Origin of the sequence: Bacillus sp. FSL W8-0519 (assembly GCF_038005585.1) — a bacterium.
Classification (GTDB): Bacteria; Bacillota; Bacilli; order Bacillales; family Bacillaceae_G; genus Bacillus_A; species Bacillus_A paranthracis.
This window is the reverse complement of the sequence record NZ_JBBOTL010000001.1, coordinates 3201839-3224306: the sequence shown is the minus strand read 5'-3', so window position 1 is coordinate 3224306 and position 22468 is coordinate 3201839. Positions and strand designations below refer to the sequence as shown.

Sequence of the window (22468 nt, the reverse complement as noted above, 5' to 3'; positions counted from 1 at the left end):
CAACCTATTTTCTGTTTTCAATATAGTAGGAACAGCTATTATTCATCTGCTGTTATAAGCATGGAAGTATTCCCGTTTTTTTCAAGATGAACTTCTCCCCAAGTGCAGAGGGAATCAAGTATGGCTCCTAAAGACGAACCGTAATCCGTTAAAGAGTACTCTACTTTCGGTGGCACTTGGTCATATACCTTCCTTTGGATTACACCATCTTCTTCTAGTTCCCGTAATTGTTGTGTTAACATTTTTTGTGTAATACCAGGCATTAAACGTTTTAATTCACTCGTTCTTTTTGTTCCTTTTTTTAAATGGCAAAGAATAACAACCTTCCACTTTCCGCCAATAACTTCTAAAGTCGCTTCTACAGGAATATTGTATGTCTTCATAAAAAAACTCCTTTGATGAATGTAGATTACAGTTTTGGACTTACATACGCTTTAATAATAAAATTATTTCTTTTTAGTGCCTATAACACTTTAAAGTGCGCACTAGTTATTGTGCGAAATATCGTTCATAATAACCGATGTAGAACTGTACTAGAAAGTTTATATGTTACTTTTTAGTACCTATAACACTTTAAAGTACGTACTTTTTATTATGCGGAATATCGTTCATACTAACACATGTAAGTAAGAAATGAATAAAATGTACTTTGAAGTGCATTTGGAATGGGTCGGCATAACACTATGGGGACATTCACAAAAAATGATTAATTAATCCAAGACTTAACATTTGATTAATAGAACTGTAAGGTTTAAAATTACAGTATAGATTTAAGAAGTGAGTTGTCATCATCTGTAAAATGTAGTTTCAACTATTTTATAAAAGAAGCATGCAAAGAACTGAGTAGTAAAAAATAAACGAAACATTGCCGAATAACTAACATTACGTGAATTTGATTCTAAACTGTAATTTTTTTTAATACATTTCAACAAACGATATTTAAAGTGTACATTTTATAAAGAACATTAAAGGAGTGAGTGAAATATGGTGGTTTTATATACAACAGCAAGCTGTGGTTCATGCCGAAAAGCGAAAGCATGGCTGGAGGAGAATCAAATTGATTATACTGAAAAAAATATCGTATCCAATTCTATGACAGTGGATGAACTTAAATCCATTCTTCGTTTAACTGAAGAGGGTGCCACTGAAATAATTTCAACTAGATCCAAAACTTTTCAAGACTTAAATATAAATATAGATGAGCTTTCGCTGAATGAATTTTATCAATTAATAATAGAGCATCCGCTAATGTTGCGTCGCCCAATTATGCTGGACGAGAAAAGATTACAGATTGGTTTTAATGACGAAGAAATTCGTAAATTTTTACCACGTAGCGTTCGAACATTTTTAAATATTGAACTGCAAAAGTTGGCTAATTAATAAGTAATATTTTTTAGGAAAAGTTTTTTGAAAGGAGAAAGCAGGAAATGATAGAAGTATGTGTTACAGTCAATTATAACGATAGAAATTATCAAACAAATGTTATTGTAAGTAAAGGTACGATATGGACAAAAATTAAACAATTGGCAGAAGAACAAGTCAAAAAGCAGTGGGGCTTTTAAATTGGATTATTTAAAAAGTGAAGTTACAAGTTAGAGGCTTTAAATAAACCCAAGACTTTTCAGGACTTAAATATAGATAAGAAATTTGTTTGAAAGGAGGAAGCAGGAAATGATAGAAGTATGTGTTACAGTCAATTATAATGATAGAAATTATCAAACAAATGTTATTGTAAGCAAAGATACGATATGGACAAAAATTAAACAATTGGCAGAAGAGCAAGTGAAGAAACAATGGAGTCTTTAAATGTATGTTTAACTTAAAAAGCTAAAGGGAGTTATGGAATCTATTTCTTTATGCTAAGAGTGGTTCTTATATATTTTAACGTTTGACTAACCTATCTGTAATATTTATGGCTACAGTATGTTAATATAGGAGAAACAATATTTTTGATCGTAGGAGGAAAACAATGAGCAGCGACTTTACTTTGGCCATACACAGTTTAACTTATTTAGCTTTACAGCCAGACCGGATGTCAACAAGTAATGCGATTTCAGAAAGTGCAGGTGTTCACCCAGTACGTATTCGCAAAGTACTAAGTTTATTAAAAAAACATAAGTTTATACAATCGAAAGAGGGGACTGGTGGCGGTTTTATTTTCGCCCGAGATTTAGATGAAGTTAATCTTTGGCATATTTATCAAATAACCTCTGAAGGTGCATTGCAGCCTAAGTGCCCAGAATCAAATGATCAGTGTATTGTAGGTTCAAACATGCGAAAAGTGCTGTTCACTATTTTCTTAGGTGCGGAAGAACATCTAGGTGAATATTTAAAGAACTATACAATGAAAGAAGTTGTTGATCTTATCAATCAAGAACGTTAAGTGGCTTACTTGTTATATAGAGCCGTAAGTTCTTACCATTGAAATGTAATGGAAAATATTACAGTTTAATTTCGTTTTTATCGTCACAAAAAATATTTATAAGAAGGTGAAAAAGTATGATGTCAAATAATAATCAAGTTGTAAAAGTAGGAGATTGGGTTCGTGGAATATCAAATGAGGGCGAATTTATAGTTGGTTATGTTGTATCGCTTGATGAAGTGGAAGATGTAGTTACAGTTAGTATTGTGAAACGCGATGACAAGTACACAAAAAACGAAGCGATTTTACTCTTTAGTAAACATGTTAACAAACTTCCTGAATCAAAGGTAATCAATAAGGAGCAAATCCTTTATCTGATAGACCTTGCATTATTAACAGGAGACGAAGAATGGTTTATCGAGCTCTCTTCAAAATTAAACTCGATAAAAGAGCTAGTTAACGAGGGGTTTTAAAGATTAAATGATTGGCTTTTAATAGGTTGAAACGTGCAATAAGCAATAATATCATCTCTAAGGAAATGATGTAAAAACGATTCATTATAAATATAGAAATATTCCTGAAGAAGAGTTGAAAAAACTCGAATTAAGATTACATTGCATTGAGTTGTTTGCACACCTCTGATAACAATTGTTATGTAAATAAGCTGCCCGATATGGGCAGCTTATTGTATTTTTGCGTTTAGCGTAGGTTTTTGTAAAATGTTAGCGGTCCTCTTATTGCCATCAAGTAAAAAGGTAGCTTCCTAAAAATGTATATGAATGCAATGTTGATAATATATATCCTGAAAATTAGTTTATACATTTAAAAAGATATTTCTTTTTAACCACATTAATTATTTATTAGAATATCTTTTTTGTTTAAAATAAATTTAAAACAAAAAAGAAGAATATAAGTATCTTTATAATGGATAACTTGAATAAGTAATATATGACTGTATTTTATGCTGCTTCATTCGGTTTTAAGCGATAGGAATAAGGGTTTCGTGCTAACTGTAACTTATTATCCATATAAAATTATATCCGTTAAATATTTCAGAAAATATAAAAATATTAATTTTATAAATATACACGTTATAATGAGGGCGTCGAGAGAAATTTTATTATCTCTGGAGAAAATATAAAAAATGCGATTATTAGTAAGAAAGGTGTGTGATTAGAGGCGAAATGTATGTAAAGTACTTCAGTGGCTTGTGTAAGCAATATCATCAGTGCTACCGAAGTTATGAAAGTTAATGTATAGAATTGAGAAAGAAATGCCTCGCAAATGAAGAGAGGCCGGTTTAGCTAAAATTACTGTTAAAAGTAAAAAAGAGAAACCATGAAGTAATACACTGTTATTAGAAATGTTGCAACGTATTTATGAAGTCTATTCTATATTGTTCTCTTAAGGGGTCTTTATATAAAGAGCGGATATTACGAGTAAACTTTTTTGTGAACGCTAACAATTATATTAGGACGCTAATTAGCGAATGTTTCAATTTGGATTCATTATGATGAAGGACATACAATGTGGGGCAACTTGTAAGGAATTCATTTTCCGGAAAGGGAATATTTGTTAGATGCAAAGAGAGATGCAGGAATAGATACAAGGGGGAGTTATTATATGAACGGGAATACTGCAAAGAAAATAGAAGTTCAAGCTGAAAATACCGCACTAAACAATGAGCAATATGCAGATCCGAAAAAGTGGCATAAGCAGGATACTACATGGGCACTCAGTCTATTTGGAACTGCAATTGGAGCAGGGGTGCTCTTTTTACCGATTAATGCAGGTTCAGGTGGTTTATTATCTTTACTGCTAATTACATTGCTTGCATATCCAGTTATGTACTACTCACATAGGGCGCTTGCTAAAATGATATACGCTTCTAATTCTGCTGATGAGGGGATCACAGGTACAATTAGAGAGTATTTTGGAAATAAAGCGAGTATCATTTTTAACATCGTATATTTCGGTTCAATTTATACAATCGTACTAATGTATTCGGTTGCGCTTACAAACACTGCAAGTAGTTTTATCGTGCATCAATTGCACATGCCAGAACCTCCAAGAGCAATTTTATCACTTGTATTAGTTCTTGGTCTTATCGCTATACTAAATTTTGGTCAAGATATTACTGTAAAGGTAATGAGTATGTTAGTGTATCCTTTCATCGTTTCTCTACTGTTTATCGCAATATCTTTAATTCCACAGTGGAATACGTCAATGCTTAGTTTTTCAGCTGTTTCAACTGCTTCAACAGGAACAGGCTATTTTGGGACGATATTGATGATTCTACCAATCATCGTATTCTCATTTAATCATTCACCTATGATTTCATCATTTGTTGTGAAACAGAGAGCTACGTATGGAATCGAAGCCACTGATGCGAAATGTGCGCAAATACAAAAGGTTTGTTATATCATGACATTCGCTGTTGTTATGTTCTTCGTTTGGAGTAGCGCATTGAGCTTGACTCCAGAGGATATAAAAATGGCAAAAGAACAAAACTTATCAATTCTTTCATATCTTGCGAATGAGCTTAATTCGCCTGTAATCACGATTGCAGCTCCAATTATTGCTTTTGTGGCTATTACAAAGTCATTCCTTGGCCATTATATCGGAGCATTTGAAGTAATGCGTGACATGATTATTAAGTTTGGTAAATCACGTGGAAAAGATATTGAAGAAAAAACAATTAAGACAATAATCCTTACTTTTGTTGTATTATCATGCTGGTTTGTTGCTTATACAAATCCAAGTATTCTTGGACTTATTGATTCTCTAAGCGGTCCATTAGTTGCTGCTATCTTATGTCTATTACCGATGTATGCGATTCAAAAAGTACCGGTATTAGCTAAGTACAAAGGGAAAATGAGTAACGTATTTGTTATTATTGTAGGTGTACTTACTGTTTTAGCAAGTATTAAGTCATTATTCTAATTCACGATTTTTGATTTTAGTGTCAAAGTAGTGGAATATGAAATATCTATTTTGGGACAAACTTCTCACGTTGGAGAGTTTGTCCTTTTTATTTAATCTATCAACAAACAGCCACCTTTTCAGAGATAAGGTGGCTGTTTCGGTATTAATTTATTTTTACTATTCACGTCTAAATGGGCCTTTTGGAGCAATGAGCTCTAAATTAGTACCATCTGGATCACGGAAGTAGGCAACGCCTGTACCAAATCCAGATTTCAAGCCGTCTTCTTCTTGGAAGATAATTGGCTCTCCATCTGGTTCTACCCCAATTGCTTTTAGACGTTCTACAGCGGCATCAATATCTTCTACTTCAAAACAAAGATGCATCGCACTAATTTGATCATTTGAGTAAGATACTTTATCTGATTTAGGGACAACGTATTCTAGAATGTCGATGTTCAAATTGTCTAAGTGTAGATTGGCATATTTAATACGAGTATCTTCAAGTCCTTGTGTTTGCGCCATTCGTTTCCCGCCAATTTCATCGATGTTTGATACTTTCTTACCTGTTAATGCTTCATAAAAAACGATAGATTTTTCTAAATTGCTTACTGTAATTCCGACGTGATTTACTTGTGAAAAGCCTGCTGTTTTTTCACTCATTTTTGTTACCTCCTATTTTTAGATGGTGTAATGTATCGTTTCACCAATCTTTTACTGTAATTAAAATGGGCCTTTAGTTGAAGTTCTATTCTAATTCGTTTTTAACAACTCAAAAGAAATATAAGAGTATTTTGTAGATAAGAAAAGAATCTAGTATCGGCTAGATTCTTTTCTTTTTCGTTTGTTTTTATACAAAAATTTGATGGGCTTGCATTACAGCCATTGAGCAAAAAAGTTTGATATGAAAAATATTATTCTTTAGTACATACATTTTTAAGATGTTAAATATATTTCATAATAGTCTCTGTAAGATAGGGATAAGTAAAATAGTACTTTAAAGTACCTATAGCACTTTAAAGTGCGTACTTTTTATAATTTTGAATATCATTCATAATAGCACCAGTAAGAAGAAAACAAGCTTTTCGGTACTAGTTACCACCGATGTTACAGCATTTTATTTAGAATCAAATTGATTGAAAGGTTGTACTATGTGGCCTAATAATTTCAAAAAATGCCGCAGTGGCATAAAACAATTATGGAGGTTAAAGATATGAGTTCTTCAAATTTAAATGAAATAAGTAAACAAATTTTAAAAGAGGAGGAAACACTTCAATTTACCTCTTTTACAAATGAAGATGCGTTGCAACTAGGTTTATTTATCGTGGAAACAGCAAAGCGAGAAGGAAAATTGATTGCTGTTGATATAACGAAAAACGGTGTGCAATTATTTCATTTCAAGATGACAGGGACAAATGCGGAAAATACGAAATGGATTGAGCGTAAAAAGCGAGTCGTTTCCCTGCATGATCGTAGCTCGTATTATATGCAGATACAAAGTGAAATAACTGGAATCTCATATAATGAAAAATATCTTTTAGATACTTCGGAATATGCTGCATTTGGTGGATGTTTTCCTATCAGAATAAAAAACGTAGGGGTTATTGGAATGATAACAGTATCAGGATTACCACCAGAAGAAGATCACGAATTGGTAGTAAGGGCAGTTAAAAATCATTTAAACCAATAGTTGTAGCTAGTGAATAAATAATTAATTAACTTTAGGGGGCAATACTATGCCATTAATTGAACTAAATACTTGGCCAACCATGTCAATAGAAGAAAAGAAAGAATTCATTTATAATGTAACGGAACTTACAATAAAACGATTAAAAATTGTCCCTGACAAAATTCAAGTGTTGATAACGGAACTTGAGAAAGAAAATTGGGGGAAAGCTGGAGCTGTAGCAAGTGATGCTACCTTTGCTGAGAAAAGTAGGGTGTCCAATTGGGAGACAAAAGAGTCCTACGATACATCGTCTGGTAACGTTGATGGAATGGCTATTATTAAGATTGATATATGGAATACATTTGATCAAGAGACGAAGGATAAGTGGGTAAATGAGCTTACACAATTAACCTCTAAATATACGCATGCACCTTTGGATAAAGTGCTAATTCTTATTCGTGAAATGATTCCAGGAAACTGGGGGCAAAGTGGTGTAACGGGAGCCGATAAAGATTTCCTTTCCAAAAGTCGTACATTTTAATGAATTAATAAAAAGGCAAAAATGAACATATTTCTGTTCGTTTTTGCCTTTTTTATTATTTGTTTGTGATAATGAACATGATCCTTTACATTTTCAAGTAATAGCCTCTAAAGTCGCCTCTCTAGGAAGAGAGTATTTCTCCATATGAAACCTTTCTTCGTTGAATGTAGATGTTAATTTTGGAGCAAAATAAGCTAGGTTATATAAATGTTACTTTTTTGTACCTATAGTACTTTAAAGTACGTACTTTTTATTATGTTAAATATCATTCATAATAGCACATGTGAGAGGGAAACAAGCTTTATGGTACTAGTAATTAACTATGTTACTTTTTAGTACCTACAGCACTTTAAAGTGCGTACTATTCATTATGTTAAATATATTTCATAATAGTACATGTAGGAGAGAGACAAGCTTTACGGTACTAAAAAGTATCTATCGTACTTTAAAGTGCGTTCTTTAAAAAGAGAATGAGACCATTCATAATAGCGTTTGTAGAGATTAAATATATGTTTTGAAAGATAAAAGGGCCTTTTTATCGCACTATTATGATAGGAATTATAGGGAAGAGGGGAAATCAATTGAATTCATATACAGCATCGTCTTCAGAAGTTCAGACGAATCGAAGAAGTATATTTGCGTTATTAGCGCTAGCAATTAGTGCGTTCGGGATTGGGACAACTGAATTTGTTAGTGTCGGTTTATTACCATCTATTTCGGAAGATTTACATGTGTCGGTGACAACAGCTGGTTTAACAGTTTCTTTATATGCGTTAGGCGTAGCATTTGGTGCTCCAGTATTAACGTCGTTAACAGCTAATATGTCACGAAAAACGTTATTAATGTGGATTATGATTATTTTCATTATTGGTAACGGAATTGCAGCTGTCGCAACAAGTTTCACTGTATTACTTATTGCGCGAATTGTTTCTGCACTTTCGCATGGTGTGTTTATGTCAATTGGTTCAACGATTGCTGCGGCACTTGTACCAGAAAATAAACGTGCTAGCGCGATTGCCATTATGTTTACTGGTGTAACAGTTGCAACTATTACAGGGGCACCAATTGGAACATTTATTGGTCAACAATTTGGCTGGAGAACATCATTTTTAGCAATTGTAGTAATTGGAATTATTGCCTTAATCGCAAATAGTATTCTCATTCCATCTAATATGAAAAAAGGTGCGTCTGTATCATTCCGCGATCAGTTTAAATTGATTACAAACGGAAGACTGTTACTAGTTTTCATCATTACTGCATTAGGATATGGGGGAACATTCGTAACATTTACGTATTTATCTCCGTTATTACAAGAAGTAACAGGATTTAAAGCTAATACAGTTACGATCATTTTATTAGTGTATGGAATCGCCATTGCAATAGGGAATGTGATTGGCGGGAAATTATCGAATCATAATCCGATTCGAGCGCTATTTTACATGTTCTTTATTCAAGCGATTATATTATTTGTTTTAACATTTACAGCGCCATTTAAAGTAGCTGGGTTAATTACAATTATTTTCATGGGACTATTCGCATTTATGAATGTTCCAGGGTTACAAGTATATGTCGTAATGTTAGCTGAACGATTTGTACCGAGTGCTGTCGATGTTGCATCGGCAATTAATATTGCGGCGTTTAACGCCGGGATTGCTCTTGGTGCTTATTTAGGTGGTATTGTAACGAATTCGTTAGGGTTAATTCATACGGCTTGGGTAGGCGGCATTATGGTAGTAGGTGCTGTTATTTTAACAGCATGGAGTATGTCATTAGAAAAACGAGATCAAGTAAAATAAAAGGAGAGAAAATATAATGAAAAACTTACAAAGTACAACAACATTGCATAACGGTGTAGAAATGCCTTGGTTCGGTTTAGGCGTATTTAAAGTAGAAGAAGGACCAGAACTTGTAGAAGCAATTAAATCAGCAATTAAGGCAGGATACCGTAGCATCGATACAGCTGCGATTTATGGAAATGAAGCAGCTGTAGGTGAAGGAATTCGCGCTGGTATTGAAGCGACTGGAATTTCAAGAGAAGAATTATTTATCACTTCAAAAGTATGGAACGCAGATCAAGGATATGAAGAAACAATTGCTGCATATGAAGAGAGCTTAAAAAAATTAAAACTAGATTATTTAGATTTATATCTTGTTCACTGGCCTGTAGAAGGGAAATATAAAGATACGTGGAGAGCGTTAGAAACGCTTTATAAAGAAAAGCGTGTACGTGCAATTGGCGTAAGTAACTTCCAAATTCATCACCTGCAAGATGTAATGAAAGATGCAGAAATTAAACCAATGATCAACCAAGTAGAATACCACCCTCGTTTAACACAAAAAGAACTACAAGCTTTCTGTAAAGAACAAGGTATTCAAATGGAAGCATGGTCACCATTAATGCAAGGTCAATTATTAGATAACGAAACATTACAAGAGATTGCTGAGAAACACGGCAAAACAACAGCGCAAGTGATTTTACGTTGGGATCTTCAAAATGGAGTAATTACAATTCCAAAATCAACGAAAGAACACCGTATCATTGCAAATGCTGATGTATTTAACTTTGAATTAACGAAAGAAGATATGGAAAAAATCGATGCGTTAAACCAAAATCACCGCGTTGGTCCAGATCCTGATAACTTTGATTTCTAAGATTAAAGAATGAGTAAAAAGAGTGCAAAGTTGCACTCTTTTTATTTTCTATTCAATAAAATGTTTCTGTTTATTTGATTAGCGTTTATATTATGGCTGTTGAATTGCTTTTGGCTATGTAGAGAACTTACTCTAAGACAGTATTAAAGTTTGACATGTAATCATGCATTCTATAATATGTATGCTATAGCATGTATATTGTAAGTTATTTGGAGGTGGCATATGGACTTATATGAGTGAACAGGGTATCTTGTTCATCGCACTGATGTGAAATTAACAAAATATATAATGTAAGTTTTTAATCACATATTGATTATAAATTTTAACTTTTATATGCTATAGCATATAAAATTCGCCTCTTAAATTGTAATGGCGAAAATTTAAATAATACAGTAGATATATTATGAAACGAGGAGATTTTAGTTATGGAAAAATTTATATTAGCGTTTGATAGAGAGCTTGTAATTGCAGAAAAAAAAGACTCAACATGGAGTGTCCAATCACAGTTTGTAGGTGCGAATCCAGTTGCGTTAGCTTTAGATCCATACGATCCAGAAAGAATGTATTGTGGTACTTTTGATAGGGGATTATGGAGAAGTAAAGATGGGGGAAGTTCATGGGAAGCGATTGGTACGTTACCTTCCTTCGGTGAAGTCTTCCCGGCTAATGCCATTCATATGAGAGCTATTACAGCAGTTGCTGTATCTCCAGCAAAGGGAGATGACGGTAACGGGATCGTATATGTAGGAACTGAACCGAGCGCCATGTTTGTATCTAAAAATGGAGGAGACAGCTTTGAACTGCTAACGGATTATCGACAAATGCCATCGTATTCATCATGGTTCTTTCCTCAACGAACATATACGCACCACGTAAAACATATTGAAATTGATGCTAATAATCCAGAAACTATATATACAACGATTGAGGTTGGGGGATTAATTAAAAGTGTAGATGGAGGTAAGACGTGGACTGAGGAAAAAGAGGGGAACTACCCTCAAGATATTCACATTCTTACATCACATCGCAATGCTCCAAATCGTTTATACGGGGTGTTAGGTGATTCATTCTTGAAAGAACCAGGTCAAGAGTATGCGGAGAGTAATGATGGAGGTAAGACGTGGAACTATATGTGTAGTGGGCTAAAGCATCATTACGCATATCAAATGGCAGTTAATCCAAATGATCCAGAAAATATTATTATCGCGACATCTTCAAATCCACACGTAGCACACGATTACAATAATGGAAATTGTGAATCATTTATTTATAAGAAAGAAAAAGATCAGCCTTGGTCAGAAATGAATGCAGGTTTACCAACTCCTAAGGGCACAATCATACCAGTATTAAAGGCAACAAGTGATGGAACGTTCTATTTATTTAGTAATAAAGGGGTTTATAAGTCGGTAGATGGCGGTTCAAATTGGACGTCATTAGATATTCCATGGGAGAACAGATTTATGGAACAACATCCTTATGAGATGTTAATTATTAAATAAGTAATGAGTATAATTTTTACAACTATTCATTAAGTATGGTTATTTGAATTGAATTTGAAAATGTAAAAAGCTAGGTAATGCGTTATTCGTGTTACCTGGCTTTTTTGACTATCAATTTAAGGTTATTTTCATATTTGTGTAAATATGAAACACGTAGAATATCTGAATGGAGAATGGGTAAAATAGTACCGAATAATGTTATAAGGCTTTTTAGGGAAACTGAAGAAAGCAGTGTGTTTAGATTTAGAATGACTGGCAATGGGTGTTAAGAAGTTCAATGATTTAAAAATGAACTCTTTTAAACGCATATTATCTATGAGATGTATGATTTTGAAGAATATTAAAACTCAGGAGGAATTGAATTATGACAAAAGATTTCTATACTGCACTGAAAGAAAGACGTACTTACTATGGGATTAATAAAGAGGTAAAAGTATCGGATGAAAAAATTAAAGAAATCGTGGAGTTTGCTGTGAAATATACTCCATCTGCTTTCAATTCTCAAACTGCGCGATTAGTTGTATTATTTGGTGAAGCTCATGATAAACTATGGGATATTACAACTGAAACATTAAGAAAAGTAGTAGGAGATGGAGATTTTTCAGGAACGCAACAAAAAATGGATTCCTTTAAAGCTGGTTATGGAACAGTACTATTCTTTGAAGATGAGGCAATAGTGAAATCGCTTCAAGAAAAATTTGCTGCATATGCTGAAAACTTCCCAATTTGGTCACACCAAGCATCAGGTATGCACCAACTAGTCGTGTGGACAGGTTTAGAAGCAGAGGGATTAGGGGCATCTTTACAACATTATAATCCATTAATCGACGATGAGGTAAAACAAGAATGGAATGTTCCTTCTAATTGGAAACTCATTGCACAAATGCCATTTGGTAATCCAACAGCTGCACCAGGAGAAAAAGAATTCCAACCGCTTGAAGAGCGTGTGAAATTTCATAAATAATTAACTGTTCTCTAAAGGATAATTTAAAATTCATATCCTAATTAGGATACATACAAATATTTTTGTGAAAAAAGAATCCATTTTCAAAATGGATTCTTTTTTAGGTAATAGGAAAATATTCGTATTTATAAATTAATTAGTAATTCTTTAAGATGTATATATTTTATATAGGAGAGAAACAATAATTTTTGGGGACGGGGTGTAATAGTAACTATGTAGGAGGGATAGGGGTGATGAAAAAATGGATATTTTATTAGCGATTTTACCAGCGTTATTTTGGGGGAGTATTGTACTCTTTAACGTTAAATTGGGCGGAGGACCCTATAGTCAAGTACTTGGAACAACTTTTGGTGCACTTCTTTTCTCAATAGGTATTTATATTTTTGTAAAACCAGTGTTAACGCCAATGGTAATTGGAGTAGGAATTGTATCAGGGTTATTTTGGGCATTGGGACAAGCTAATCAATTAAAAAGTATTGATTTAATTGGAGTTTCTAAAACAATGCCTATTTCAACCGGGATGCAATTAGTGTCAGCTACTTTATTTGGAGTAATCGTATTTCATGAATGGTCCACAACAACGTCTGTTATATTAGGTGTTCTGGCACTTATTTGTATCATAATCGGAATCGTTCTTACATCACTCCCAAATTCAGAAGAGAAACAACAAGCACAAGCAGGGAACTTAAAAAGAGGGATTTTAATTTTATTGGTATCTACTTTTGGCTATTTAGTTTATGTAGTCGTAATACGATTATTTAATATAGACGGATGGTCAGCATTATTGCCGCAAGCAATCGGCATGGTGTTAGGTGGAATCCTGCTAACATTTAAGCATCGACCATTCAATAAATATGCCATTCGTAATATTATTCCTGGCTTAATTTGGGCAGCCGGAAATATGTTTTTATTTATATCACAGCCGCGTGTAGGGGTAGCTACAAGCTTCTCCCTTTCCCAAATGGGGATTGTAATCTCAACTTTAGGTGGCATTTTTATATTAGGTGAAAAGAAAACAAAACGTCAGTTTAATGCGATTATCATTGGAATTATTTTTATTGTCGCAGCTGGAGTTATGTTAGGAATTGCAAAAGGATAAAGAGGAGGAAAAAATTATGTATACAGATTTAAAAGGAAAAGTAGTTGTTATTACAGGTGCTGCAAAAGGTCTTGGAAGAGCAATGGCAGTTCGTTTTGGAGAAGAACAAGCAAAGGTTGTAGTAAATTATCGATCTGATGAATCGGAAGCGAAAGAATTAGTAGACGAGATTAAAAAAGTAGGGGGGGAAGCTATTGCGATAAAAGGAGATGTAACAGTCGAATCGGATGTTATCAATCTCGTGCAGTCAGCAGTGAAAGAATTTGGTACACTAGATGTCATGATTAATAATGCAGGTATCGAAAATCCGGTACCTTCACATGAAATGCCATTACGTGATTGGAATAGAGTAATTAATACGAATTTAACAGGCGCTTTCTTAGGAAGCCGCGAAGCAATTAAATATTTCGTAGAGAACGATATTAAAGGGTCAGTTATTAATATGTCAAGCGTTCACGAGCAAATTCCATGGCCATTATTTGTTCACTATGCAGCAAGTAAAGGTGGTATTAAGCTAATGACAGAAACATTAGCACTAGAGTATGCACCAAAAGGAATTCGTGTAAATAATATTGGACCGGGTGCTATCAATACGCCAATTAATGCTGAGAAATTTGCAGATCCAGAAAAACGTGCGGATGTTGAAAGTATGGTTCCAATGGGATATATCGGAGAACCAAAAGAAATTGCAGCTGTAGCGGTATGGCTTGCTTCTTCGCAAGCGAGTTATGTAACAGGTATTACACTGTTTGCTGATGGCGGCATGACTCTATATCCATCCTTCCAAGCTGGACGCGGATGAGTAATTGTATAACAGGATTTTTTCAGAGATTATAGAATCAGTCTTTAAAGTGATTTTTTACTTTAGGAATATCTTTCAGAGTGACGGATATAATGAATCTCATATAAAAAATCATGCAAAAAATATGGATTAATTTTTATATAAAATTCTTATATTAAAACAAAAGGGCATCCAATTAGAGGGTACCCTTTGTTTTATAGTTTTTATTTTTAACGATGGTAAGGTATTGGAAATTGTTGATGCCATTGTTGCCATGTTTGATGAGGATAATGTTGATGCCATTGATTCCAATTCATATAATGTGGCCACATTGTATGATGCCATTGTTGCCATGTTTGATGAGGGTGGTGTTGATGCCATTGTCCCCAAGGTACATAATGGGAAGGGTACATTGAATTATCAGCTCCTTTATAAAGAATCTATATATTTTATGTTTTTTTACTTTTAAGGAGCTTGTTTCTGTATAATATGGGCATCTTGCATTAGAACCCGATGAGCTGGGGATTTAGTTGAAATGGTTACAGAAGATAATTTAAAAGAAATTTATTGGGAAAATAATAATTATGAGCTTGTAACAGCGGAGAATTATTATTTTCTTCTCGATAAGTTAACTAGAGATAAATGGTTTAATCGTGAAGTAAATGAATAGAGAAAACATGAATAAAAACGTTATTTTAATCTCAAAGAGAATTGAAAAAATAGAAGAGAACGGCATCAGTAATGACACCTTGCGCTAGCGTACTTACGTAGATGATTGAACAAAGGAAAAAGCAATTACTAAACATATTCCAAAAGAACAAGGTTGGAAGGTAATAACTATTGTTAAGGAATTCAGAGTTATGATTTGTAAAAGATTACATGGGGGAGGTTAAGTACTTCGACATTAGAAGCTAAAGTGTAAATACCATTAATAATTTATGTTCGTGTCAGTTTTCAGAAGTATTTGTAGTATACATGTGATTTACTGAGGCTTTGATTAAGAAGATGCATAAATCGCTAATAAATACCTAATTTCATTAGAGTATATGTTTATAAAAACGAAAATTAGGCCCTGCCTGTAATAGAGGTGGAACATAAAGCTACAGTTATAGTGTAATGAGAATGAAAATGTTATACGGAAATGAATCTAATAAAAATTCATTTATTTTTTTAAAGGAAAAGCAGTTAGTAAAAGCTAACTGCTTCGTGAATAAGAAGAACACAATGGTTATTCGTATTCGACCTTGGTGTATCTATAGTATTACCATGTATTTAAAAAATTATTCAATACAAAAGCAGTTAGCGAAGGCTAACTGCTTCATTTAAACTTATTAAAACCAAACAACTCAATTATTGATTAATCAACCACGTCCAGCTTGGAAGGATGGATATAGAGTCATGCCGCCATCAGCAAACAGTGTAATACCTGTTACATAACTCGCTTGTGAAGAAGCAAGCCATGCTGCTACCGCTGCAATTTCTTTTGGTTCTCCGATATATCCCATTGGAACCATACTTTCAACATCGGCACGTTTTTCTGGATCTGCAAATTTCTCAGCATTAATTGGCGTATTGATAGCACCTGGTCCAATATTGTTTACACGAATTCCTTTTGGTGCATATTCTAGTGCTAATGTTTCTGTCATTAGCTTAACACCACCTTTACTTGCTGCATAGTGAACAAATAATGGCCATGGAATTTGCTCGTGAACGCTTGACATGTTAATAACTGACCCTTTAATATCGTTCTCTACAAAATATTTAATTGCTTCGCGGCTTCCTAAGAAAGCGCCTGTTAAATTCGTATCAATTACTCTATTCCAATCACTTAATGGCATTTCATGTGAAGGTACCGGATTTTCGATACCTGCATTATTAATCATTACATTCAGCGTACCAAATTCTTTCACAGCAGATTGAATTAGATTAATCATATCTGATTCAACTCTGACATCTCCTTGTACAGCAATGGCCTCTCCACCAGCTTGCTTAACTGCTTGTACTACTTCATTTGCCTCTGATTCGTTTGAATAATAATTAATTACAACTTTCGCTTGTTCTTCTCCAAAACGAATTGCCATCGCTCTTCCAAGACCAGTTGCACCACCTGTAATAACAACTACTTTTCCTTTTAAATCTGTATACATAATTTTTTCCTCCTCTTTATCCTTTTGCAATTCCTAACATAACTCCAGCTGCGACAATAAAGATAATCCCAATGATAATCGCATTAAACTGACGTTTTGTTTTCTTTTCACCTAAAATAAAAATGCCACCTAAAGTTGAGATTACAATCCCCATTTGGGAAAGGGAGAAGCTTGTAGCTACCCCTACACGTGGCTGTGAAATAAATAAAAACATATTTCCGGCTGCCCAAATTAAGCCAGGAATAATATTGCGAATGGCATATTTATTAAATGGTTGATGCTTAAATGTTAGCATCAGTCCACCTAACACCATGCCGATCGCTTGCGGCAATAACGCCGACCATCCGTCTATATCGAATAAGCGGATAATTACTACATACACTAAGTAACCAAGAGTTGAGATGAATAACATCACAATCCCTTTTTTGAAATTTCCTGTTTGTTCTTCGTTTTTCTCCTCGTTGCTTTGAAGAGATGTGAGAACGATTCCAACAATGATACAAATAAGTGCCAGAACACCTAATACAACAGACGTTGTTGTGGACCATTCATGAAATACGATTACTCCAAATAAAGTAGCTGACACTAATTGCATTCCGGTTGAAATAGGCATTGTTTTAGAAACCCCTATTAAATCAACACTTTTCAATTGATTGGCTTGTCCTACTGCCCAAAATAGGCCTGAAATAATCCCGATGATTATAACCATTGGCGTCAAAACGGGCTTCATAAAAATATAAACACCGATAGAAAAAACTAGAGCGCCAAGGGTAGTTCCTAGTATTTGACTGTAGGGTCCACCACCTAGTTTAACGTTGAAGAGTACAATACTTCCCCAAAATAATGCTGGTAAAATCGCTAATAAAATATCCATTTTTTAACCTTCCTAAAACATATTTATTTAGCTGAATTCATATAAGAGACAGCAAGCTTAGTTTGTTTGGTATCTAATTACGTCCCCCTTTTATTAAAAATAAGCACCTATTTAAAAATATGTTTTAAAATTAATTTATATTAAATATATTTTTGTTAACAGGTTACTTTATGTAACCAATAATAACTACACAATAATTTTATGTCAAGAATTAATTTTCAATTTTTGAATGATTTAAATATACTTCCCAGTAAAAAAAATTCTCAATTCAAGATAAATAAAAGAGAAAAGTAATACAGTTATATAAATGCGTAAAAATTCTAAAGGAAGTGAGACTGTGCAATCACATCCAAACGAATGGATTTCGGTTATACCGTTGGAGCAAATGACTAATAAAGAATATGACGTTTTGATTGTTGGCAGTGGAGCAGGAGGCGGGGCGGTTCTATGGAGATTATGTGAACAATGGAAAAATAAAAAAAAACAAATTGGTCTTCTGGAAGCAGGGGATTTGCTTTTACCAACTCATGGGCAAAATCTTCCCACAATGAATATTGATCGGCTTTTAAACAATTATTTTCCTAAAGTCGCAACACCTATTGGGAAGCGGTTGCCTCAATATTCGGAAGCAACACTGGTTTTTGCTCTTGGAGGTAGAACCTTGTTTTGGAGTACGGCATCTCCCCGAATGCCTACTTTTGAAATGGAAAAATGGCCTGTGACAGCAAACGAGATGAAATTCTATTATGTTATCGCAGAAAAAGTAATGAATGTCACTCCGTTTTTCGCCCGAGGATCATCTATGCAAAACATCATGTTAGAGCGTCTTAAGAAAAATGGATTTCCGGAAGCTATAGACTTACCAATGGCTGTTAATCTTAAAGGAACACAACAAGGACAAATTGGTTCCGATGTTTTTTTTAGCTCAATCCATTTTTTAGCCTATGCCTTGAATTGGAGGGCTTTTGATTTAGCAGTCAATTCTCGTGTCGTTCAAGTAGTAATCGATCAAGGAAGAACAGTCGGAGTTCACGTGATTTCTCCTGATAAAAAGTCCTATTTCATTAGAGCAAAAACAGTTGTATTATCAACGGGTGCTCTAGAAACACCTCGAATTTTGCTTTACTCAGGAATTCAAGGACCAGCAATTGGCCATTATTTGACGAATCATTCTCTTCTTAGAGCTATAGGGCAAATAAACCGTAGAAACTTTTCAGAGGAACTAGGAAACTTAGTAATAAATATCCCTCAAACAAAACAATCTCCTTTTCAAATTCAAATGCTCGGATCGGAAAAATACTATGCTTATCAGCCTTTTGAGGAAAAACCATTTCTTGAGGAAGTGAAAATTGCGTTAAATACCTTCGGTAAAGTAGAATCCCGATTTGAAAATAGTGTTTACTTAGACCCTACCGAACGTGATGAATATGGTATACCACAGATTCAAGTCAGTTTTTCCTACAGTGAAAGAGACAATATGATCATCCAACAAATGGCACAAGCTAAGATACAAGCTACCTCAGCAATGAAATTATCCTTGACTTCACAAGAGAATAGGCCTCCAATCTCTCTAATGTCTCCTGGAAATGATTATCATGAGTCAGGTACATGCCGTATGGGTGATGATCCTTTAACTTCTGCAACCAATCAATTTGGTCAAATTCATGGCATTCCGGGTCTTTATGTAGCTGATAATAGTGTACTTCCCTCCATTGGAGCAGCTAATCCTACTCTAACTACAATTGCATTGTCTATTCGTACGGCTGATTACATTATCCGACAACTAGGGTAATATGGGGTGATTTACTTATATAAATTTCAATACATAATGGAACGTACAAAGAAATTTTGTACACAGCATATTAAATGCCACTTTCGGATTTCACTTCAAATACCCTCTTTTGTGGGGGCTATTTTTTTTGCGTATCGTGTTTTTTCTAAATGCTGAAGATATCCCAAGTTGCACGAGATAGTTAGGTTATCGGAATTAAATAAACATAAAAAAGCTATTAGGAATTGATAGCTTTTTTATGTTTATCTATAGTGCAAAATAGCGAGTACATATTATTTGAATCAGTAGCTAATTGTAGACTGCAAGGATCTGATTTTGAAATTACCTTATTCTTTAGAGTTTCGTATTTAAAAATATTTAGCAATTTCTTTCGCTTTAAGAATAGCATTTTCCTTAATTTCTAATGCTTTTTCAGGAAACTTGTTATGCCCCTCGATAAAGATACCCTCAAAAGATGAAGTTCCAAAAAACTCCATCATAACTTTTAAATAGCGGTGCCCCATTTCTTTTGATGCTTCTGGTCCGTCAATATAAATATCGCCACTCGCTTGAATGTGCAATGCTTTTTTACCTGTTAATAATCCAACTGATCCTTCTTTTGTATATTTGAATGTTTTTCCAGATACAGCTACAGCATCTAGATATGTTTTTAAAATGGCAGGGATGGAGAAATTCCACATAGGAGTAACAAATACATATTTATCAGCTAAGACAAACTGCCCACCTAATTCAGCTAGACGTCCGACTTTTGAAATTTCAATAGGTTTTAATTCGTTCAATGGGGTCCCGGATCTAAGTTTATTCCATCCGTTAAAGACATCAGCATCCAGATATGGAATATCAGCCTTATATAAATCAAGATGAACGATTTCATCATTAGGGTTTAGTTTTTTATAAGATTTAATAAATTCTTTTCCAACCGCCATACTGTATGATTGAGTATCATCAAATGGATGGGCTGTAATATAAAGAAGATTTGCCATATATTTATTCCAGCCTTTCTAAAATGAGGTCAGTTATTACTTGAATATTAAACAGTGTAAATTTTATAAGATAAATTGTCCATTTATTGAACTTATTAAGTATAATTTTTAGTGAATTATAATTTGTCTTTGTTTGAGAGTTATTTCGCTTGTGAATATGAAAGGAGATCTACATTTATTCTTTCATCCAGCTTTCTGCCCATTGACTAATTGGTCCCAGAATTTCCCCTAATGCTGCGCCTTTTTTGGTAAGTGAATATTCTATTCTTACAGGGCGTTCTGCGAGTACATGTCTTACCACTATATCGTTATCCTCAAGTTCTTTCATTCTTTCTGTGAGCATACGTTTACTTAAATCTGGAATTATTGTATGAATCTCGCTAAAACGTTTAGGACCACTCATTAGTACATAAATAATTAATCCCGTCCATCTTTTTCCTATTAATTCAAAGCTTCTTTCTATTTTAGGTTCTATGTCTCGTTGATTATTCATTTCTCACACCTCCGTGCCAATAAATTGTAATTGTGTGTTTCTATATATGTATTGTAACCATATAAATTATATCAAACAAATAGGATAATTCCGTTATTTATGTAGGGAATTATAAATAATTAGCGGGGGAAAGCAATCTGCGTGTTTCTATTTTAATAATATTTTTTTATAATGTGAAGGTTTCTCCGTATTATATCTAATTAATATACAAAATTTACAATTATTAAGAAAAGTAGTTAGAGATGGAGATTTTTCAGTGGCCTCGAATTTTTCTGCGAGGTTTTTTGAACGTTATCTTATAGATGTGTTATATAATTTGTAGTTAATTAGGATAAAAATAATCCTATAACTGTATGTAAGAATATATAATTTTACACTCTTTTCTATGATAGAAAAGGATACTACGTTAGTAAATATAAAGAGTTAGAAATTATAGTTTATAGGGCACTTTTTTGTTCCTATGGAACTTTAAAGTGCGTAATTTTCTTTATCGTTAATATATATCATAATGGTATTTATTAGTTGGTTTTAGCTTTACTCTGCTGTTGATGTGATTTTTTAATTCCGTACAGAGTGCAATAGCTACATAATTTTCGTTTATACTCTTTTGAAAAAAGGGTGGATCAGCTTATTTTCTGTTAAAGATAAGAGAAATGAACCACAATATAAACGTAATTATTTATTCCAACGTAAGTCAATCATGTAGCACATGAATTTGGAGGGATCTATATGCATATGCAATTAAAAGGAAAAACAGCACTGGTTACTGGATCTACGGCAGGCATTGGAAAAGCAATTGCCACTTCATTAGTAGCGGAAGGAGCTACTGTACTTATTAATGGACGCCGTGAAGAAAATGTTAATCAAACGATAAAAGAAATTCGAATGCAGTATCCAGATGCTATCCTTCAACCCGTAGTAGCTGATTTAGGAACAGAACAAGGGTGCCAAAATGTGATTGAAAAGTACCCTGAAGTAGACATTCTTATTAACAACTTAGGAATTTTTGAACCTGTAGAATATTTTGATATCCCTGATGAAGATTGGTTTAAATTGTTTGAAGTCAATATTATGAGTGGTGTTCGACTTACTCGCTCGTACTTGAAAAAAATGATTGAAAGAAAAGAAGGAAGAGTTATCTTTATTGCTAGCGAAGCAGCTATTATGCCATCTCAAGAAATGGCTCATTATAGTGCGACTAAAACGATGCAACTCTCACTTTCTCGTAGTTTAGCTGAGCTGACGACAGGAACGAATGTGACTGTTAATACTATCATGCCTGGTTCGACTTTAACGGAAGGAGTGGAGACTATGTTAAATAGTCTTTATCCTAATGAGCAATTGACAATAGAAGAAGCTGAGAAGCGATTTATGAAAGAAAATCGACCAACCTCTATTATTCAAAGACTTATTCGACCAGAAGAAATTGCCAATCTTGTCACTTTCTTAAGCAGCCCACTATCTTCAGCGATTAATGGTTCCGCGTTGCGAATAGACGGGGGATTAGTACGTAGTGTATTTTAATAAATTTAAAACAATATAATATGCTGTTGAAGGTAAAGATGGTAAGGCAAATGAGTTGTATTTTACTTATTAACAGAAATATATATAAAGCAAATTGTGATATGAAAACAGCCGGATTTTCTACTATAAGAAAAATTCGGCTGTTATTTTTTTATTTGTTGTAAAG

At 33.8% G+C, this 22468-nt stretch carries 24 protein-coding genes; 18 read left to right on the top strand and 6 right to left on the bottom strand.

Translation table 11 applies throughout. The features are described 5' to 3' along the window. Positions 1-38: 38 nt before the first annotated feature. On the bottom strand, positions 39-383 hold the full coding sequence (locus NST14_RS16890) for a winged helix-turn-helix transcriptional regulator (protein WP_071743325.1): 345 nt from the start codon (positions 381-383) through the stop codon (positions 39-41). 601 nt (positions 384-984) lie between these two features. On the opposite strand from NST14_RS16890, the gene spxA reads away from it, so the two are divergent. The 6 genes from spxA to NST14_RS16860 all read left to right on the top strand — a co-directional run bounded on the left by spxA (position 985) and on the right by NST14_RS16860 (position 5305). After that, positions 985-1380, top strand: a complete 396-nt coding sequence (gene spxA / locus NST14_RS16885) for a transcriptional regulator SpxA (protein ID WP_000261183.1) — start codon at positions 985-987, stop codon at positions 1378-1380. Positions 1381-1427: 47 nt separating this feature from the next. Then, positions 1428-1562: a BA3454 family stress response protein gene (locus NST14_RS16880; RefSeq protein WP_000573537.1), complete on the top strand. Its 135-nt coding sequence runs from the start codon at positions 1428-1430 to the stop codon at positions 1560-1562. A gap of 109 nt (positions 1563-1671) precedes the next feature. Continuing rightward, positions 1672-1806 carry a BA3454 family stress response protein gene (locus NST14_RS16875; RefSeq protein ID WP_000573531.1) on the top strand — a complete coding sequence of 45 codons (135 nt, stop codon included), beginning with the start codon at positions 1672-1674 and terminating at the stop codon, positions 1804-1806. A 163-nt stretch (positions 1807-1969) separates the two neighbouring features. Continuing rightward, on the top strand, positions 1970-2383 hold the full coding sequence (gene saiR / locus NST14_RS16870) for an Rrf2-family transcriptional regulator SaiR (protein ID WP_000093217.1): 414 nt from the start codon (positions 1970-1972) through the stop codon (positions 2381-2383). Positions 2384-2499: 116 nt separating this feature from the next. Beyond that, positions 2500-2835, top strand: a complete 336-nt coding sequence (locus NST14_RS16865; RefSeq protein WP_103141389.1) for an IDEAL domain-containing protein — start codon at positions 2500-2502, stop codon at positions 2833-2835. A gap of 1150 nt (positions 2836-3985) precedes the next feature. Continuing rightward, the gene (locus NST14_RS16860) at positions 3986-5305 is read left to right on the top strand and encodes an aromatic amino acid transport family protein (RefSeq protein WP_001014180.1); all 1320 of its coding nucleotides are present in this window, start codon (positions 3986-3988) and stop codon (positions 5303-5305) included. Positions 5306-5464: 159 nt separating this feature from the next. Here NST14_RS16860 and NST14_RS16855 read toward each other — a convergent pair whose 3' ends face one another. Beyond that, positions 5465-5947, bottom strand: a complete 483-nt coding sequence (locus NST14_RS16855; protein ID WP_229142840.1) for a VOC family protein — start codon at positions 5945-5947, stop codon at positions 5465-5467. A 511-nt stretch (positions 5948-6458) separates the two neighbouring features. Here NST14_RS16855 and NST14_RS16850 point away from each other — a divergent pair. From NST14_RS16850 to NST14_RS16805, 10 genes are all read left to right on the top strand, one after another. After that, positions 6459-6974 (top strand): heme-degrading domain-containing protein, encoded by a 516-nt coding sequence (locus tag NST14_RS16850; protein WP_003267145.1) that lies wholly within the window; start codon positions 6459-6461, stop codon positions 6972-6974. Between the two features lie 46 nt (positions 6975-7020). Next, positions 7021-7494, top strand: a complete 474-nt coding sequence (locus NST14_RS16845; protein WP_001128292.1) for a tautomerase family protein — start codon at positions 7021-7023, stop codon at positions 7492-7494. Positions 7495-8075: 581 nt separating this feature from the next. Next, complete coding sequence (locus NST14_RS16840) at positions 8076-9290, top strand: MFS transporter (RefSeq protein ID WP_001089895.1); 1215 nt, start codon at positions 8076-8078, stop codon at positions 9288-9290. Positions 9291-9306: 16 nt separating this feature from the next. Beyond that, positions 9307-10146: an aldo/keto reductase gene (locus tag NST14_RS16835; RefSeq protein WP_392387593.1), complete on the top strand. Its 840-nt coding sequence runs from the start codon at positions 9307-9309 to the stop codon at positions 10144-10146. Positions 10147-10571: 425 nt separating this feature from the next. Beyond that, complete coding sequence (locus NST14_RS16830) at positions 10572-11645, top strand: WD40/YVTN/BNR-like repeat-containing protein (protein ID WP_000410426.1); 1074 nt, start codon at positions 10572-10574, stop codon at positions 11643-11645. A gap of 364 nt (positions 11646-12009) precedes the next feature. Further along, positions 12010-12609: a nitroreductase family protein gene (locus NST14_RS16825; RefSeq protein WP_000158931.1), complete on the top strand. Its 600-nt coding sequence runs from the start codon at positions 12010-12012 to the stop codon at positions 12607-12609. A gap of 241 nt (positions 12610-12850) precedes the next feature. After that, the gene (locus NST14_RS16820) at positions 12851-13708 is read left to right on the top strand and encodes a RhaT/GlcU family sugar-proton symporter (RefSeq protein ID WP_000353541.1); all 858 of its coding nucleotides are present in this window, start codon (positions 12851-12853) and stop codon (positions 13706-13708) included. A gap of 16 nt (positions 13709-13724) precedes the next feature. Further along, positions 13725-14510, top strand: coding sequence for a glucose 1-dehydrogenase (gdh, locus tag NST14_RS16815; RefSeq protein WP_000287793.1), 786 nt, complete (start codon positions 13725-13727; stop codon positions 14508-14510). Between the two features lie 226 nt (positions 14511-14736). Beyond that, on the top strand, positions 14737-14958 hold the full coding sequence (locus NST14_RS16810) for a hypothetical protein (RefSeq protein WP_000407000.1): 222 nt from the start codon (positions 14737-14739) through the stop codon (positions 14956-14958). A 66-nt stretch (positions 14959-15024) separates the two neighbouring features. Next, positions 15025-15159 (top strand): hypothetical protein, encoded by a 135-nt coding sequence (locus NST14_RS16805; RefSeq protein WP_002163576.1) that lies wholly within the window; start codon positions 15025-15027, stop codon positions 15157-15159. Positions 15160-15850: 691 nt separating this feature from the next. On the opposite strand, the gene gdh (NST14_RS16800) is transcribed toward NST14_RS16805, so the two are convergent. Both gdh (NST14_RS16800) and NST14_RS16795 read right to left on the bottom strand, forming a co-directional pair. Continuing rightward, positions 15851-16636, bottom strand: coding sequence for a glucose 1-dehydrogenase (gene gdh, locus NST14_RS16800; protein WP_000287802.1), 786 nt, complete (start codon positions 16634-16636; stop codon positions 15851-15853). 16 nt (positions 16637-16652) lie between these two features. Next, a complete protein-coding gene (locus NST14_RS16795) occupies positions 16653-17510 on the bottom strand; it encodes a GRP family sugar transporter (protein WP_000353538.1) in 858 nt (285 codons plus the stop codon). A gap of 337 nt (positions 17511-17847) precedes the next feature. Between NST14_RS16795 and NST14_RS16790 the strand changes: the two genes are divergently transcribed. Then, complete coding sequence (locus NST14_RS16790) at positions 17848-19302, top strand: GMC oxidoreductase (RefSeq protein WP_001190592.1); 1455 nt, start codon at positions 17848-17850, stop codon at positions 19300-19302. 347 nt (positions 19303-19649) lie between these two features. On the opposite strand, the gene NST14_RS16785 is transcribed toward NST14_RS16790, so the two are convergent. Together NST14_RS16785 and NST14_RS16780 are read right to left on the bottom strand one after the other, a co-directional pair. Then, positions 19650-20285 (bottom strand): FMN-dependent NADH-azoreductase, encoded by a 636-nt coding sequence (locus NST14_RS16785; RefSeq protein WP_000002013.1) that lies wholly within the window; start codon positions 20283-20285, stop codon positions 19650-19652. A 175-nt stretch (positions 20286-20460) separates the two neighbouring features. Continuing rightward, the gene (locus NST14_RS16780) at positions 20461-20778 is read right to left on the bottom strand and encodes a winged helix-turn-helix transcriptional regulator (RefSeq protein ID WP_001064754.1); all 318 of its coding nucleotides are present in this window, start codon (positions 20776-20778) and stop codon (positions 20461-20463) included. A gap of 729 nt (positions 20779-21507) precedes the next feature. Here NST14_RS16780 and NST14_RS16775 point away from each other — a divergent pair. After that, positions 21508-22302, top strand: a complete 795-nt coding sequence (locus NST14_RS16775) for an SDR family NAD(P)-dependent oxidoreductase (protein ID WP_000551090.1) — start codon at positions 21508-21510, stop codon at positions 22300-22302. Positions 22303-22468 lie beyond the last annotated feature (166 nt).

Excerpts from the sequence above, each read along its gene's own strand:
- NST14_RS16825 (WP_000158931.1), top strand. The coding sequence starts at position 12,010 with ATGACAAAAGATTTCTATACTGCACTGAAAGAAAGACGTACTTACTAT.
- NST14_RS16880 (WP_000573537.1), top strand. The coding sequence starts at position 1,428 with ATGATAGAAGTATGTGTTACAGTCAATTATAACGATAGAAATTATCAA.
- NST14_RS16850 (WP_003267145.1), top strand. The coding sequence starts at position 6,459 with ATGCCGCAGTGGCATAAAACAATTATGGAGGTTAAAGATATGAGTTCT.
- NST14_RS16855 (WP_229142840.1), bottom strand. The coding sequence starts at position 5,947 with ATGAGTGAAAAAACAGCAGGCTTTTCACAAGTAAATCACGTCGGAATT.
- NST14_RS16890 (WP_071743325.1), bottom strand. The coding sequence starts at position 383 with ATGAAGACATACAATATTCCTGTAGAAGCGACTTTAGAAGTTATTGGC.
- NST14_RS16835 (WP_392387593.1), top strand. The coding sequence starts at position 9,307 with ATGAAAAACTTACAAAGTACAACAACATTGCATAACGGTGTAGAAATG.
- NST14_RS16875 (WP_000573531.1), top strand. The coding sequence starts at position 1,672 with ATGATAGAAGTATGTGTTACAGTCAATTATAATGATAGAAATTATCAA.
- spxA (WP_000261183.1), top strand. The coding sequence starts at position 985 with ATGGTGGTTTTATATACAACAGCAAGCTGTGGTTCATGCCGAAAAGCG.
- NST14_RS16845 (WP_001128292.1), top strand. The coding sequence starts at position 7,021 with ATGCCATTAATTGAACTAAATACTTGGCCAACCATGTCAATAGAAGAA.
- NST14_RS16820 (WP_000353541.1), top strand. The coding sequence starts at position 12,851 with ATGGATATTTTATTAGCGATTTTACCAGCGTTATTTTGGGGGAGTATT.
- NST14_RS16775 (WP_000551090.1), top strand. The coding sequence starts at position 21,508 with ATGCATATGCAATTAAAAGGAAAAACAGCACTGGTTACTGGATCTACG.
- gdh (WP_000287802.1), bottom strand. The coding sequence starts at position 16,636 with ATGTATACAGATTTAAAAGGAAAAGTAGTTGTTATTACAGGTGGTGCA.
- NST14_RS16795 (WP_000353538.1), bottom strand. The coding sequence starts at position 17,510 with ATGGATATTTTATTAGCGATTTTACCAGCATTATTTTGGGGAAGTATT.
- gdh (WP_000287793.1), top strand. The coding sequence starts at position 13,725 with ATGTATACAGATTTAAAAGGAAAAGTAGTTGTTATTACAGGTGCTGCA.
- NST14_RS16805 (WP_002163576.1), top strand. The coding sequence starts at position 15,025 with ATGGTTACAGAAGATAATTTAAAAGAAATTTATTGGGAAAATAATAAT.
- NST14_RS16865 (WP_103141389.1), top strand. The coding sequence starts at position 2,500 with ATGATGTCAAATAATAATCAAGTTGTAAAAGTAGGAGATTGGGTTCGT.
- saiR (WP_000093217.1), top strand. The coding sequence starts at position 1,970 with ATGAGCAGCGACTTTACTTTGGCCATACACAGTTTAACTTATTTAGCT.
- NST14_RS16860 (WP_001014180.1), top strand. The coding sequence starts at position 3,986 with ATGAACGGGAATACTGCAAAGAAAATAGAAGTTCAAGCTGAAAATACC.
- NST14_RS16780 (WP_001064754.1), bottom strand. The coding sequence starts at position 20,778 with ATGAATAATCAACGAGACATAGAACCTAAAATAGAAAGAAGCTTTGAA.
- NST14_RS16785 (WP_000002013.1), bottom strand. The coding sequence starts at position 20,285 with ATGGCAAATCTTCTTTATATTACAGCCCATCCATTTGATGATACTCAA.
- NST14_RS16830 (WP_000410426.1), top strand. The coding sequence starts at position 10,572 with ATGGAAAAATTTATATTAGCGTTTGATAGAGAGCTTGTAATTGCAGAA.